We start from the raw sequence: 13,193 nt of genomic DNA, 5'->3' as shown, positions 1-13,193 counted from the left end.
GGGACGCCCGTTCCCAGTGGCGGCTTCACCAGGCGGAGAGGAGAAGACGAGCCTGCTCGCCGAGGGCGCGAATCGCCTGAGGCGACTCGTTGCCCCACCGGATGTAGTGGAACTCGCCGCCGCCCGCATTGATGAAGGCCTCGCGATTGAGCTGGTCGATCTCTTCGAGCGTCTCCAGGCAATCCGCGACGAATCCCGGGCAGATGACGTCCAGGCGACGCGTCCGCGCTGCTCCGAGGGCTTCGATCGTGTCGATCGTCGCAGGTCCGAGCCACTTCGAGGGGCCGAAGACCGACTGGAAGGTCGTCACGCACTCCTCCTCGGCGAGCCCGAGCCGTTCCCTCAAGGCCGCAGCGGTCTGAAGGCATTCTGATCGGTACGGATCGCCCGCCTCATGCATGGCGACGGGGATCGAGTGGAAGGAGCAGACCAAGCGGTCGCCCGCGGCGAAGTCCGGGCGCCCGACACGCCCCCAGTGGGCCCTGACCGCCTCCTCAAGCGCATCGACATACGCCGGAGCCGTCGGGAAGGAGCCCGCCAGGCGGATCCGGGGGTGCGCACGGCGCGATTTCAACCAGTCGGCCACGGCATCGTTCACGGAAGCCACGGTCGTCGCCGAATACTGCGGGTATGCGGGAAGAACGGCGATCCTGCCCGCCCCTCGGGCGCTCAGTTCATCGAGGACGTCGCCAAGAGCGGGTTCCCCGTACCTCATCGCAGGCACCACACGAACGCCGAGCTCAGCCTGGAGGAGGTCCGCCTGGCGCTTCGTGTAATGCCCCAGGGGAGAGCCCTGAGGCATCCACACCGTCGCGTATTTGGCGGCCGAAGCCCTCGGCCGGACCCTCAGGATGATCCCCTCGAGGATCGGCCGCCACAGGAGACGGGGGAGCTCGACGACCCTCGGATCCATGAGGAATTCGCGCAGGTACCTGCGCACATCCTTCGTCTTCGGGGACTTCGGCGTCCCCAGGTTCACCAGGATCAGTACGGGCTCATCGGCTTTCACCCGCTCAAGGCTAGCCCAGGAGGGCGGGCGCGCGTATGCCGCCGGATGGGCCGGAGGCTCTGCGCACCCCCGCCTCACCTTCTTCCGGGCACGACGATCCGGCCGAGGATGCCGAGCATCAGGAGGAGCAGGGCCACGCCCATCACAGCGGAGGCATCGCCTCCCGTATCGGCGAGCCCGGGCGCCGGGCCTTCGGCCGGCGGAGGCGGAGCATCCACTCGGACGGTCTGCCCCTCGTCGTCGATATCGGCGTGAACCGCGACGAGCCCCTCATCCGAGGAGAGCTCCTCGAAGACCACGAGCTCCCTGCCCGCGAGCGCCGTCGCGTTGAGCGTGAATTCCACGTCGACGCAGCCCTTGGGCTCATCCGGCGTGAACTCGAGCTCCCCCGTGACCCGGGTTTCGCCCTCGAGCAGGGGCGAGTTCAGAAGGCGGTCCATGAGCACTCCGCTCAGCCAGTAGCGCATCCCCGGGTTCAAGCCCTCATAGCAGACCTCGTCGAGGATCCGGGCCCCGGGGCCAGCCGGAATGGACGCGTCGCCCTCGTCCCCGTCGCGCGCGGTGGTGGAGATCTTCGGGGCGGGCCCGGTCCTCACGCTCTGCCCCTCATCATCGAGGTCGGCGTGCGCGGCGATGAGCGCGCCGTCACGGCTCAGGCGCTCGAAGACGACGCTCGTCCGACCGGCGAGCCGCGCGCCCTCGGCTTCGAACTCCACGTCCACGCACCCTTGCGCCGCCTCGGCGGTGAACTTTGAAGCCCCCGTGATCCGCGCGCCCGCGCCGTCGAGCACGGGTTCCCCGGAGTCGCGATCCATCAGCACCCCTTCGAGCAGGTAGGACGCCCCGCCCTCGAGTCCTTCGTAGCAGACGCGATCACGGATCCGGACGGTGCCCGCGGGCGCGAGCTCCTTGTCGCCGTCAGCGGCATCGGTGGCGGTCGTCGAGAGTTTCGGCTGCTCATCGGGCTTGTCGACGCGGAACTGCTCGCTCGGGTCCTCGACGCTCGATTCGAAGGGCCTCACTCGCGCGTCCCCGGTGAAGGACGACACGAACACGTAGGTCCCCGGCCCGCCGTCGACCTTGAAGTCCGTGGACCCCACGCTCGGATGGAATCCGTTGCGCGCCGGGACCTCGACGCTCGCAACGAGCTGCGCGCGATCCCGATTCTCGTCGAGCACTTCGAGCCCTTCGGGGAAGAAGAGCAGGCGCTGCGTGAGGGTCGGAGCGTCCGCATCGAAGCCCATGCCTCCTGTGAAGGCGGGGTGGTCCGAGGGGAAGCCCTTGATGAAGAGGTCGTCCACCAGGTAGTCCCCGGATTTCGTCGTCCGAGTCGTCAGCGAGGAGTCGATCTCGAGAACGGCGGGGACCGAGCTCGTCTCCTCGGGGAGCCCGAAGGCGTCCGACCAGTTCGCATGGACGAGGTCGCGCACGCTCACGCTCTCGCCCCGATCGTCGACGCTGTGGCTTTGCGCCTCCTTGTCGACGCGCCAGACCCACGTGAGAAAGCCCGGTTCCGCCCGCTCGTCCAGGGCCGCCGAGTACTCGCCCGGGCCTCGTGCGATGATCCGCACCGTCCCCACGGGTTCGGCTCCTTCGGGTACGTCCGTGCTCGTCTCCGGGAGCCGTTCTCCGAGGGCGTAGGCCGTTCCCTCGAAGACCACCGGGACCGGAGCGCCGCCGATGCTCATCCAGGTCCCCGACCCGTAGTCGGGATCGGCCCCGACTGTGAGCACATCCGAAGGCGGCGCGTCAACGACGTGCTTCGCGTCGCCCACCGAAGAGCGGGCGATCGGCTGGAAGTCGAACTCGACGCGCCAGCTCGGTCCGGTGACCCGGCGTTCCACGGGTTCTCCTGCGGGCCGGTCCCCGATCGATACGGTGTCTTGAATGCCCGGACTCGTCGTATAACGGGTGAGGTTCGTCCGCGCCGGATCCGTGTACACGATCGATGCGTTAACGGGGCCGTTGCCCGTCGATCTCCACGCGAGCGACACGGGTTCGCTCGCCGTCGACCCGGACCATGTGCTCGATCCGGTGGCGGTGAACACGGCCGGCCCCTCCAGGATCGCCGTCACCGCTCGGCCCGCGACCCACCCGCTCGCCGACACGATTCCTATGCCGCGAAGCTCCCCCTTGCGCTCCCCGTCACCGATCACCTCCGCCGAGGAATAGCGCACCGCTGCGGAGCGGCGGGCCTCTTCGACGTACTTCCGCGCGAGCGCATCGACCTGGGGGATCTGCGTCCTCACCGCGCTCACCAGTCGGCTCACCGAATCGGCGGGATCCCGACCCGGATCGGCGGATTCGAGATTCGCATGAACGAGGTAGGCGAGCGCGGCGCGGTTCGTCGCCTCCTGGTTCCCCTGATACTCCATCAGGATCCACGCCAGTTGCGCGGTGGTCGCATCGAGTTCCGCCGGCCCCCATTGGGAGGAGTCGGTGAGGGTCGAGAGGGAGGCGGAATGCTGAGGCTGCGGATCCGTGCGCCACATGTGCGTGCACCAGGTCGGGTAGCGCTTGTCCCCGTTCGCCGGCGCTTCGAAGGCGCCGAGCCACAGGTCCTGCCCTCCTCCCCCGATGTTCCGGACGATGATGCCCGCTCCGTTCTGACGCGCGTGCGCCGGGGAGGGGGTTCCGACGAACAGCAAGGAGAAGAGTATGAGGCACATGACGAGGCCGAGCGCTCGACGGGATCCGGTGCGGTGAACGAACTGGCGGGCAGAGGGCATGGTGGCGCCTTTCGACAAGGGTCTTCACGATTCCGGACGTATCGGAACCGGCTTCCCGCGGCACCGCGGGATTCATCGACGAGGGCGCCCTCTCGTCATCACCATCGTGCGCCGTCCGAGACGGATCTGCCTAGAGCCCCTCTAGCGCTTGTGGATAACCCGTCGCGGCGCCGAGGTGTTCGCGCCGGGCGTTCGGAGCGCAGGCCTTCTGAGTGCAGGCGTTCAGCCCGCAGCGGGTCTTCGGAGCGCAGGCGGATGCGGAGAGGGGCGGGGCGGCGGAGGGTTCAATCGTTCAGCAGTGTCAGCGCTTCGTCGAGGTCCGCGGCGGCCAGGGCCGGGTTGGTGCGCGCCAGGGCCAGAGCCGAGATGTTGAGCGCGACGAGCATGCGGGCCGTGCTGCGCGCCTGCGGGGCGCTGAGTCCGGGCTTGGCGGCGAGGACTCCGGCCGTGAAGGCCCTGAGCAGTTCGGCGTGATAGTCGGCGATCACGCCCGCCACGAGCGGGTCAGCGCCCACCGGGGCGTTGGCCGCGGCGACGAGCAGACACCCCGGGTGCCCGTCTTCGCTCACGACGCCGTCGCGCAGCTTAGTGAAGTAGCGGACGAGGGCCTCAGGGGAGACATCGGGCCCCTTCAAGCGGGCGATGAGGGGGCGCACTTCCTCATTGAGATAACTGTTGATCGCCTCGTCGAAGAGGCCTTTCTTCGAACCGAAAGCGTGGTAGAGGGAGGAGCGTTTGAGGCCGGTGGCCTCCTCCAGATCGGGGACCGCGGTCGCTTCGTAACCCTTGGCCCAGAAGATGTCCCGGGCGCGAGCGATCACGACCCGGCGGTCGAAGGTGGCGATTCTTCCCATGTGCGCAACCCCATAACCCTCACGCTTTTTGTACTGTGCATTTCACTATATATTGACGATCCTCGCCGGCCTCAGCATCGCCCGCCTCGCCGCCGCCCTGCACATCTTCATCTTCTACATCGAATCCCTCGCCTGGACCACGAAGGGCGTGAAGATCTTCGGCCTCACCCCACTCCAGGCGGAGCAGACCAAGGAGATAGCCTACAACCAGGGCTTCTACAACCTCTTCCTCGCCCTGATCGCCACCATCGGCACGATTTTCCACTTCGCGGGTTCACCCCGGGTCGGCCTCGCCCTCGCCCTCGCCGGAACGGGCTCCATGCTCGCAGCCGCCCTCGTCCTCTTCCTGTCCTCGCCCGAGAAGCGCGCGGCGGCGATCAAGCAGGGCGCTCTGCCCCTGCTCGCCGTGGCCCTACTCGCCATCGGCGCGCTCTCCTGAAACGCCCCCCTCGGAGGCGGGGCGCCACCGCGCGCAGGACCGGTGCCGCACTGAAGGAGAGGGGCGGTATGAAGCGGGGCGGCCCCGAGCGCGTGTCGTCGCACTCGGGGCCGCCCCTGCGAAGGCCGGGTTCAGCGGCCGTGAGGATCAGTCATCCTCAGGCCTTCTTGCGCCTGCCCGCTCCCCAGGCCAGCGCGCCCGCACCGCCCAGGAGGAGGGTCATCGCACCGACGCCCACGGCATCGGCACCGGTCTTGGCGAGCCCGCCCTTGGGGTTCTGGGTATTCGTCACGACGAAGCCCGCGGCCCCGTCCTTGTCGACCCGGGAGGTGTACCCCTCGATGCGGTCCTCGACGATCGTGTAGGCGATCTCCTTGCCCTTGTCCTTGAGGAAGAGGTCCGTCCAGGTGTGCGTCCACCCCGTCGATCCGCTGAGCTCGACGGGAGAGCCCAGGGCCTTCCCATCGGCAAAGAGCTGAACCTTCACCGATTCGGGGCGCTTCCCGTCCTGGTCCTCGGCATCGTCCCAGGCCTTGGTCACACTCACAGAGGTCTTGCCGGGAGTGTAGGAGTTGATGATCTGCTTCCCCTCGATCCGGGTCGCGTACTCCGGCACGGCGTCCTCGGTCACCGTGTACTCGATGAGGCGCCCCTCGGTCGTGTACTTGGGCAGCCCGGTGAAGGCGTAAGACCAGCGGCCCCCGGCGTCGGGCGTGACGGTCTTGGAATCCTTCTCCACCCCGTCGGCCTTGAGGCGGACGACGGTGCTCTCCGGCCGCTTGCCGTCGCGGTCCTCGTCGTCGGACCACGTCTTGACGCCGTCGACATCAACGGTCTCGATATTCGCATTCGTGATCGTGAAGCCGCAGATCGTCGACATGTTCCCGGTGATCTTCACCGTGTACTTCGACGGGTCGACACCCGCGACTTGCGCTTCGGAGATCGTGTATTCGATGAGCTTGCCGCTCTTGTACTTCGGCAGTCCGGTGAAGGACCCCTTCCACCCCATATCGGCGTTGAGCACCAGGGTCTTGCCCGTATCGACGCCGTCGGCCAGGAGGTGAACCGTGATCGAGGCAGGCCGCTTGCCGTCCTGGTCGTCACCGTCCTTCCACTTCTTCTCCACCGAGACCTCGACGCTCATCTTCTTATCGGTCACGGTCTGGATCGCACCGCCGGCGGGCGTGACATTGAGGGTGAACTCCTGGTCGTTGAGCTCATAGCCCGCGGGGGCCTTCTTCTCCTTAACCTTGTACATACCCTGTTCGAGGACGCCCGAAACAACCGTTCCGTCCTCGCCCGTGGTGAGTTCGAAAGTCGATCCGTCCGGCTTCGTCACCGTGAAAACCGCGTCCTTCAAAACGATCTTCTCATCAGCGGCGTCCACCTTGATGAGCTTGATCTCGAGGCGAGGTCCCCCTCAGCGGTACCACCCGATTCGGCCGACTGATAGGCGGAGGCACTCTTCCACTCCCCGTTCGTGGAGGTGAGAGAGGCACTGTTTCGCAAGACGGATCCAGGCTTATAGGTCGAGTTGTACGTGAGCCAGTACTGTCCCCCGTCAATGTTGCCGAGGTTGATCGTGAAGGATCTCTTATCCGCGGAGAGCTCGAGTTTCCCTCCCAGATCAATCTTTTCAAGTTCCGGACCCAAGTCCCCCTTCGGCGACAGCTCGACCCGGCTGAGTTTGAAGGTGTCTTCGATGTAGGTCTCGTCGCCTGCGCCTCCGGAAAGGGCGTCGGAGATCCGGACGTTCTTCAGCGTCGCCTTCGTATGATTGATGCGCATAGTCCATTGAGCAGCTCCACTTTGGCCCGCAACCGCGACGCCCCACTTCGACAGATGCTCATTTTCCAGATCCTTGTTTCCAATGATCTGAATCGACGGGGATGTCAAGACCTGAGAATTCACCGTCACCGAGAAGGTATTCGCATCATCCGTCTTAACGAGTGTTCCTTCGAAGGACGCTCCGAGGTACATCGTGCCCTTGACGTTGTACTTGTTCTCCACCGCATCGGTGAAGACGACATGCACCGTCCCCCCGAGGCCGTTTTCACCAGGGGTCACATGACCCTTCGCGAAGACGGTTACCCCATCCATGCCGAGCAGATCGAAATCCGCAGCAGAGGTATCGCTCGGGAAACGCATCTCCTTCGGCAGGGTGACATCGAAATAATCCCCCTTATGCACATTCGCGCCGAGATGCGTGGCGTCCCATTCCATTGACAAATAGAAGCGATCGTACACGAACAGAGTGCTGACACTCTGTTTCTGCAAGTTGAGAATCTGGAAGTTCGTGACCTTGACGTCCACCGCTTTCGCCTCGGCATGGGCGCGCGACCCCAAACCGGGGATGATGAGAACTAATGCAAGTACGAGTGTGAAGACGGCCCAGATGCGTCTTCTGGCAGGCAAGGTATGGGTCCGTGTGAACACGACTGACTCCTCGATGAATCGGCAGCCCCGCAGGGCTCGAAAATGGAGTGTCCTGGTTCACGAGAAGAAGGGGCAGGATACGCCCCCCATCTACGCAGTAACACGGCCAGCCTACTGCACAAAGATTTGAAGCATTAGGCTATTATGATGTCCGTCACACTGTGCGCAAGCAGGGCCCCATCGCCTCCATCAGCCCCGATAATCGCCTTCACCTGCGAGAAGAAGACGCCCGAGCACCCCACCCGCACAATCCACCGCCTTCGACGCTGTCAAGATCTCGCCACGCCGGATCGGGCCAGAGCCGCACACAGGGCGACCTGACCTCCAGCACCCCACCCGGACCGCTCATGAGCGGCCACACGTGCAGTCCCCCTGTCCAGTTTCAACGGGAAAACCCGAGACCCCAACGCTGTTTTCGTTGGAATCTCGGGCTTTTTAGAGCCACCTGTGGGAATCGAACCCACGACCTATTCAAGAATCTGTCCGCGCGCACGGAAATCGGTGGCATCATCGCCAGCGAAACCGCAGCGAAGTGCGCCGACCTCGATATGAAACTCGACTGGCTCCGCGCCACCCACGGCGCGAGGGTAGCGACCTTCGCCACTGCCACCCCGATCGCCAACACGATGGGCGAGATGTGGGTCATGACTCATTACTTGCGACCCGACCTGCTCACCGACGCTGGCCTCGACACTTTCGATGAGTGGGCACGAACCTTCACTTCCACCGAGCAGCGCATCGAATCAACAGTCGCCGGCGCACTCACCATCAGGCAGCGTGTCGCCCGCTTTCAGAACATGCCCGAGCTCATGAACATGTGGAGTGTCTTCGCTGACGTGAAGACCCGCAGCCAGCTCGACCTGAAGATCCCCGAACTCGCTGTCGGCAACAAGGGAAGACGAGAGCCGAAGGTCGTAGCCGTCAACATCGGACCGGCGATGGACGAGTTCTCTGCGGCGATCACCAATCGCGCCGACTGTATCTCAAGCGGCACTGTGCCCCCATATGAGGACAACTTCCTCGCCATCACGAACGACGGCAAGGCAATGGCCACCGCCTACCGCCTACTGTCGGAAGAGTCAGCCACGCGAGCACTCGCAAGCATCCGTACTCCGATCGGCAATCAGAAAATCGACGCCGTGGCCGCCCAAGTTGCACGCATCTACCACGCGACCAAGGGCCGCATCTACCTCGATGCCGCCGGCCGCCCCTCACCCACCCCCGGAGCCCTCCAACTCGTCTTCTGCGACCTGGGCACCCCGAAGAAGGGGTGGAATCTCTACGACGAGCTCAAGACCCTCCTCGTCAACGCCGGCGTCCCCGAAGACACGATCGCCTACACACACGACGTATCCTCCAGCGAAGAGAAGGACCGACTCTTCATGCAGGCCCGCAACGGCGCCATCGGAGTCCTCATCGGATCAACCGACAAAATGGGTACAGGCGCCAATATCCAAGCGCGGGCGATCGCCCTCCACCACGTCACTGCTCCCTGGCGACCAGCTGACCTCGCCCAACGGGATGGACGCATCCTCCGACAGGGAAACCAAAACGACGAGATTGAGATCTTCCGCTACGTCACGGAGCATTCATTCGACGAATACTCCTGGCAGACCCTCGAGCGCAAAGCCCGGTTCATCAACCAGGTGATGACCCACAACCTCAACGAGAGAACCGCTGAGGACATCACCCAGTCCGATGAAGAAGTCTCCTACGCCCAAGTCAAAGCAATCGCCTCAGGCAACCCCCTTCTCCTCGAAGAAGCCCGCCTAAAGAACCAGGTCGAAACCTACCGAGCGCGGGCCAAGAGCCACGACCTCCAGCACAAGCATCTCCAGACTCTCCTCCCCTCATTCGACCGGCAGATCACGGCTCTCACACGCAAAGCCGAAGTCCGTGAGCATTTTTCTGCACAGAGTCTCCCCACCAAGGGTGATGCATTCGCAGCCGACATGAACGGAACACACCTGTCCACCCGGACCGAAGCAGCAGAGGCCCTCGCAGCCGCTCTACGCGCCTGCGACCTCGGAGCTAACCGCATGAGCTTCGTGAACTTCTCCAGACGGGGGCTGTCCACCCTAGATGTCCACCTCGGCGGACATGACTTCGTCTTCGGCGTTGCACCGCTCCCCAGGAATGAATGGGATCGTCCTGAGATAACCGAGCCCACCATCATCGTGGCCGCCCTGGCCTCAATGCACGAAGACCCCGCCTATCTCGCATCCGAAGCCGTCCGGTTCCAAGTGACCGACCTCCTCGAAACCAGCCAGATCCTCGGGGTCATCCGCAAGCTCGAACACCATCTCGCTAACCTCGAAACCACCGCAAAACGCTACCGTCAACACGCACACGACGCGGAAGCTGAACGCGACCGCGCTCAAAGCGAACTCGCCCGCCCGAACCCGTATACAGACAAGCTGCGCGCCGCCGAAACTGAACTCGCCACCATCCACACCCAGATGGCACACATAGGCCTCGGGCAAGACACGATTCCCGCCCTCGATCCCACGCCTCTCACAGAAGATGCCGCACTCGCCCGAATCCGCGCGCTCCCGCTCGATTCCGCACACCAATCTCCAAGAGCATTCCATCCGAAAAATAAACAGCTCCTTACACAACATCAACCAAGCGAAATAATCAAACAAGCCCCCGCAAACAGATCTTCAAGGCACTGAATTGAAGAGACTTCGGAAATATGAGAAACATATTGATCGCCAAGCCAGCCTCCATCAGAAAGAGTTGTGCCGCCAAGGAACTCCTTGACGGCACAACTCAGCGAAACCAAGACAGATCAGCAGATCAGCTGGCTGACGATCTTAGCTAATCATGGCAGCGAAACATGGATACAACTCCCGTTGTACGCCTTCCATGTCATCGCACTTCCGGTTGCCGGACCATAAACGCCATCAACATAAAGACCGTGAGCGTATTGCACATTCTTGACTGCCTGCTCAGTCGCGGGACCATAGACCCCATCAACTGCGATCTGCTGACCGTTGCACCGTTTCAGTGAATACTGAAGCTCCGCAAGCCCCTGTTCTCCGAACCACGTTCCAGATAGCAGTTGTAGGAGAAACCATAGTATGGCATCCATGCAGGAAGACGCACCCATGTAGTCCCGTGCTCAACCCCTTGAGTGAACGAGTCCGTGCATTCCACAGACGCAGCCCTTGTCATAGGCAACTTTTCCAACTGCGGCGATTCCGACGGGTTGCTCGGAAGATCGATTCGGAACGGGGCGATTTCTGGATCATCATCAGGAGCAACAATCGCGACCTCCTCTCCAGCCACACCATCTACCGACTCTGAAATTTCAGTCGCATTCGCTGCTGATGCAACAAGAAGAAACCCTGCCGCGACCACAACAGAGAACACTCTTCTAAAACTACGCATATTCGACATCTGAACGACCTCAATTCATCTCACACCACACACCGTTGTGTGATGGTGAATACAGACTGCTCTCAAACGAGCGCAAGCGGAAGGGCAGCGGAATCCAGGTTGCGAAACGAACAGGACCCCTCCCTCAGCCAACAAGACGCCTCAATGGCAGAAGCCCTGCTCAGTGACCATTAGGCGGACAAGCTAGCGACTCACTGACCCCAGACTCCGGCGACACTTCGAGCGCGGCGCCATCTGAAGATTCAACTTGATCCAACAAAGGTTCCTCCGCCACCGACGCTCGCCCATCGCTCGTGACATAGCCAATTTCGTCAACGAACGGCTCATCTTGACGAAGAGAGTTCCAAAGCTGCGAAGCATACGGCTCTTGAGGCTGATCTCGATTAGGATCTTTTTCCCAAGGCTCACGAGGCATCGTGACCAATCGAACATTCTGTGAAGGAATGTTTGCAACCGCAACCAACAAAGACAAATCCGTTTCAAATGACGCGAGCTGGGGAGAAACATGCACTGCTGTCAAAACGCTCCGAACAAAAGCCACAAGAATCGGCAGATTACCGCTCGAAACCTTGCGAGACACCTCTCGCACAAGCGCCGCAACAAGCTCCTGCTGCCGCCCAATTCGAGATGTATCAGACCCGTCACCGAGCGACTTACGTGCCCGTGCATACCCTAGCGCCTGTTCACCATTTAAGAGCTGACACCCTTCTGCAAGATAGGCATTTGCCTCCGGATCAACGACATCCTGAGGAACATCAAACCAAACACCACCGAGGGCGTCCACCACACTCTCAAACCCCTTAAAATCAACGACCACAAAGTTATCGATTTGAAGCCCAGTAAGGTTTTCCACAGTCGACTGCGCACAAGCGACACCGTAAGCGATATCGTAATTGGTACCAGATCCTAACATCATCGCAGAATTTACTTGTCCGAAGGACGCCGACACCTCTTCTCCATTCGAAAGCAGACAGTTCGGAATCTCCACCATCAAGTCTCTCGGAATAGAAACCAGCGTCATTGAATCACGCTTGCCCGAAACATGCACAAGAATTGTCGCATCACCGCGTATACCTTCAACATCTTCAACAGAACCAAATTCTGGGGCCTGCTCTTTTCTTGAATCAATTCCTAACACCAAAATATTCAGCGGTTCACCGGGAGCAAGAGGGTTTACTCTTTCTTCACTACCAGATTGATTTGAGACCGTCCGACGAATTTGCTCAGTATCAAGAGATCTCTCACTAAGATCATGCGACAAATCAAGCCAAACGAAGCCTGTAGTGGCAGCCAGAAATAAAGCGACAGAAAATATAAGCAAGACTACTATCCGCAGAGGCTCATATCGACGAGGATCTTGAGCTCGATGGAGCGCCGGACGTCGCTCTAGCCACCAGTTACCAACGCTCATACAGCCACTCTAGAGCAGTCTGCTCCACTCCACCAGGTAGCTGCGGCGAGAGCTGACATCTATCAGCGTTAGATCAGCTCCAACCCAGTCGAAGAGTACCAGCCAGGGGCGAGTATTGTAACCACCAGCCCGGCAACAGCCTGCACTCACACCTGCAATCCCAAATTACACTGCACTCGGAAGCCTTAATCACAACCACCCCTTCGCACACTCAATTTGAGACCACTGAAGGCATAGACTGAGTTCCAATAGCTACATTACAGACACCCGCTCTGAATGAAGGTTTCAACTATCGCAACACAGTAATTCAGAATTAAACTGCATACCTAATAGACCCGCGACCGGCCCAGCATCAGGAACCTCATTGGAGGCGCGGCTCTTGGAGCCGCTGGCACACGTGGCGCATTTTAGCCGAACCTTCTGCTTCACAGCGCACAGTCCAACATCGTTGACGGTATGATTCGGATCAAGAACATTGAAAGCAGTGCGTCGCATCGACGTCCTCTGGATGTGCGGCGTAGATATCAGCCATCAGGGATTCTCAATCTTTGCCAACCACCTTCACGTCATCCCCGGGTTATAGGACAGATTGTGTTGGTCGGGGGTTAGTCCCAGTCGTGTCGGTGGGGGCTTGTGTGGTGGAGGTCGTTCCAGGCGATGGCGTTGCCCCATCGGGGGATGATTCCGGAGGCGCCGTGTTCGCGTGAGGCGTGGTGCCAGGCGGCTTCGATCTGGGCGTCGGTGGGCATGACCTTGAGGATCTTGGCTGCAGGCAGGGGATGTTCGGTGTGCATGTAGCACCACCAGAAGACCGCTTTGATCCGGCGGCTGAGCCGCATGCCACGATGGTCCCTGAGCAGTTGCCGCACAGGCGCGTTCGTGACCCCTTCGATCTGGTTGTTCATCGCCGGCA

General features: G+C 61.6%; 11 protein-coding genes. 2 read left to right on the top strand and 9 right to left on the bottom strand.

Features of this window, described 5'->3' with window-relative positions; translation table 11 throughout:
• Positions 1–25: 25 nt before the first annotated feature.
• The 3 genes from hemH to HD592_RS02140 all read right to left on the bottom strand — a co-directional run bounded on the left by hemH (position 26) and on the right by HD592_RS02140 (position 4,592).
• Positions 26–1,009 (bottom strand): ferrochelatase, encoded by a 984-nt coding sequence (gene hemH / locus HD592_RS02150; protein WP_343058708.1) that lies wholly within the window; start codon positions 1,007–1,009, stop codon positions 26–28.
• Between the two features lie 74 nt (positions 1,010–1,083).
• Positions 1,084–3,738: a VaFE repeat-containing surface-anchored protein gene (locus HD592_RS02145; RefSeq protein ID WP_184451526.1), complete on the bottom strand. Its 2,655-nt coding sequence runs from the start codon at positions 3,736–3,738 to the stop codon at positions 1,084–1,086.
• A gap of 284 nt (positions 3,739–4,022) precedes the next feature.
• Positions 4,023–4,592: a TetR/AcrR family transcriptional regulator gene (locus HD592_RS02140; RefSeq protein WP_184451525.1), complete on the bottom strand. Its 570-nt coding sequence runs from the start codon at positions 4,590–4,592 to the stop codon at positions 4,023–4,025.
• A 52-nt stretch (positions 4,593–4,644) separates the two neighbouring features.
• Between HD592_RS02140 and HD592_RS02135 the strand changes: the two genes are divergently transcribed.
• On the top strand, positions 4,645–5,031 hold the full coding sequence (locus HD592_RS02135; protein WP_221437798.1) for a DUF1304 domain-containing protein: 387 nt from the start codon (positions 4,645–4,647) through the stop codon (positions 5,029–5,031).
• A 157-nt stretch (positions 5,032–5,188) separates the two neighbouring features.
• Here HD592_RS02135 and HD592_RS02130 read toward each other — a convergent pair whose 3' ends face one another.
• Both HD592_RS02130 and HD592_RS02125 read right to left on the bottom strand, forming a co-directional pair.
• Positions 5,189–6,418: a Cna B-type domain-containing protein gene (locus tag HD592_RS02130; RefSeq protein ID WP_184451524.1), complete on the bottom strand. Its 1,230-nt coding sequence runs from the start codon at positions 6,416–6,418 to the stop codon at positions 5,189–5,191.
• The gene (locus tag HD592_RS02125; protein WP_184451523.1) at positions 6,388–7,467 is read right to left on the bottom strand and encodes an Ig-like domain-containing protein; all 1,080 of its coding nucleotides are present in this window, start codon (positions 7,465–7,467) and stop codon (positions 6,388–6,390) included. The genes HD592_RS02130 and HD592_RS02125 overlap by 31 nt, the downstream gene beginning before the upstream one ends.
• A gap of 347 nt (positions 7,468–7,814) precedes the next feature.
• Between HD592_RS02125 and HD592_RS02120 the strand changes: the two genes are divergently transcribed.
• Positions 7,815–10,142 carry a hypothetical protein gene (locus tag HD592_RS02120; RefSeq protein ID WP_184451522.1) on the top strand — a complete coding sequence of 776 codons (2,328 nt, stop codon included), beginning with the start codon at positions 7,815–7,817 and terminating at the stop codon, positions 10,140–10,142.
• A gap of 149 nt (positions 10,143–10,291) precedes the next feature.
• On the opposite strand, the gene HD592_RS12565 is transcribed toward HD592_RS02120, so the two are convergent.
• The 4 genes from HD592_RS12565 to HD592_RS02100 form a co-directional block, all read right to left on the bottom strand.
• Positions 10,292–10,561, bottom strand: coding sequence for a peptidoglycan-binding domain-containing protein (locus HD592_RS12565; RefSeq protein ID WP_221437797.1), 270 nt, complete (start codon positions 10,559–10,561; stop codon positions 10,292–10,294).
• Positions 10,474–10,869, bottom strand: coding sequence for a hypothetical protein (locus tag HD592_RS02110; RefSeq protein WP_184454703.1), 396 nt, complete (start codon positions 10,867–10,869; stop codon positions 10,474–10,476). The genes HD592_RS12565 and HD592_RS02110 overlap by 88 nt, the downstream gene beginning before the upstream one ends.
• Positions 10,870–11,029: 160 nt before the next feature.
• The gene (locus HD592_RS02105; RefSeq protein WP_184451520.1) at positions 11,030–12,280 is read right to left on the bottom strand and encodes an LCP family protein; all 1,251 of its coding nucleotides are present in this window, start codon (positions 12,278–12,280) and stop codon (positions 11,030–11,032) included.
• 605 nt (positions 12,281–12,885) lie between these two features.
• The gene (locus HD592_RS02100) at positions 12,886–13,119 is read right to left on the bottom strand and encodes a hypothetical protein (RefSeq protein WP_184451519.1); all 234 of its coding nucleotides are present in this window, start codon (positions 13,117–13,119) and stop codon (positions 12,886–12,888) included.
• Positions 13,120–13,193 lie beyond the last annotated feature (74 nt).

Origin of the sequence: Schaalia hyovaginalis (assembly GCF_014208035.1) — a bacterium.
Classification (GTDB): domain Bacteria; phylum Actinomycetota; class Actinomycetes; order Actinomycetales; family Actinomycetaceae; genus Pauljensenia; species Pauljensenia hyovaginalis.
Note: the sequence above shows the minus strand (reverse complement) of the source record. Positions and strands in the feature narration are given on the sequence as shown.

What these genes read in the sequence shown, in the direction of transcription:
- HD592_RS02145 (WP_184451526.1), bottom strand. Translation starts at nt 3,738, where the DNA reads ATGCCCTCTGCCCGCCAGTTCGTTCACCGCACCGGATCCCGTCGAGCG.
- HD592_RS02140 (WP_184451525.1), bottom strand. Translation starts at nt 4,592, where the DNA reads ATGGGAAGAATCGCCACCTTCGACCGCCGGGTCGTGATCGCTCGCGCC.
- HD592_RS02120 (WP_184451522.1), top strand. Translation starts at nt 7,815, where the DNA reads ATGAGCGGCCACACGTGCAGTCCCCCTGTCCAGTTTCAACGGGAAAAC.
- HD592_RS12565 (WP_221437797.1), bottom strand. Translation starts at nt 10,561, where the DNA reads ATGGATGCCATACTATGGTTTCTCCTACAACTGCTATCTGGAACGTGG.
- HD592_RS02110 (WP_184454703.1), bottom strand. Translation starts at nt 10,869, where the DNA reads ATGTCGAATATGCGTAGTTTTAGAAGAGTGTTCTCTGTTGTGGTCGCG.
- HD592_RS02105 (WP_184451520.1), bottom strand. Translation starts at nt 12,280, where the DNA reads ATGAGCGTTGGTAACTGGTGGCTAGAGCGACGTCCGGCGCTCCATCGA.
- HD592_RS02100 (WP_184451519.1), bottom strand. Translation starts at nt 13,119, where the DNA reads ATGCGGCTCAGCCGCCGGATCAAAGCGGTCTTCTGGTGGTGCTACATG.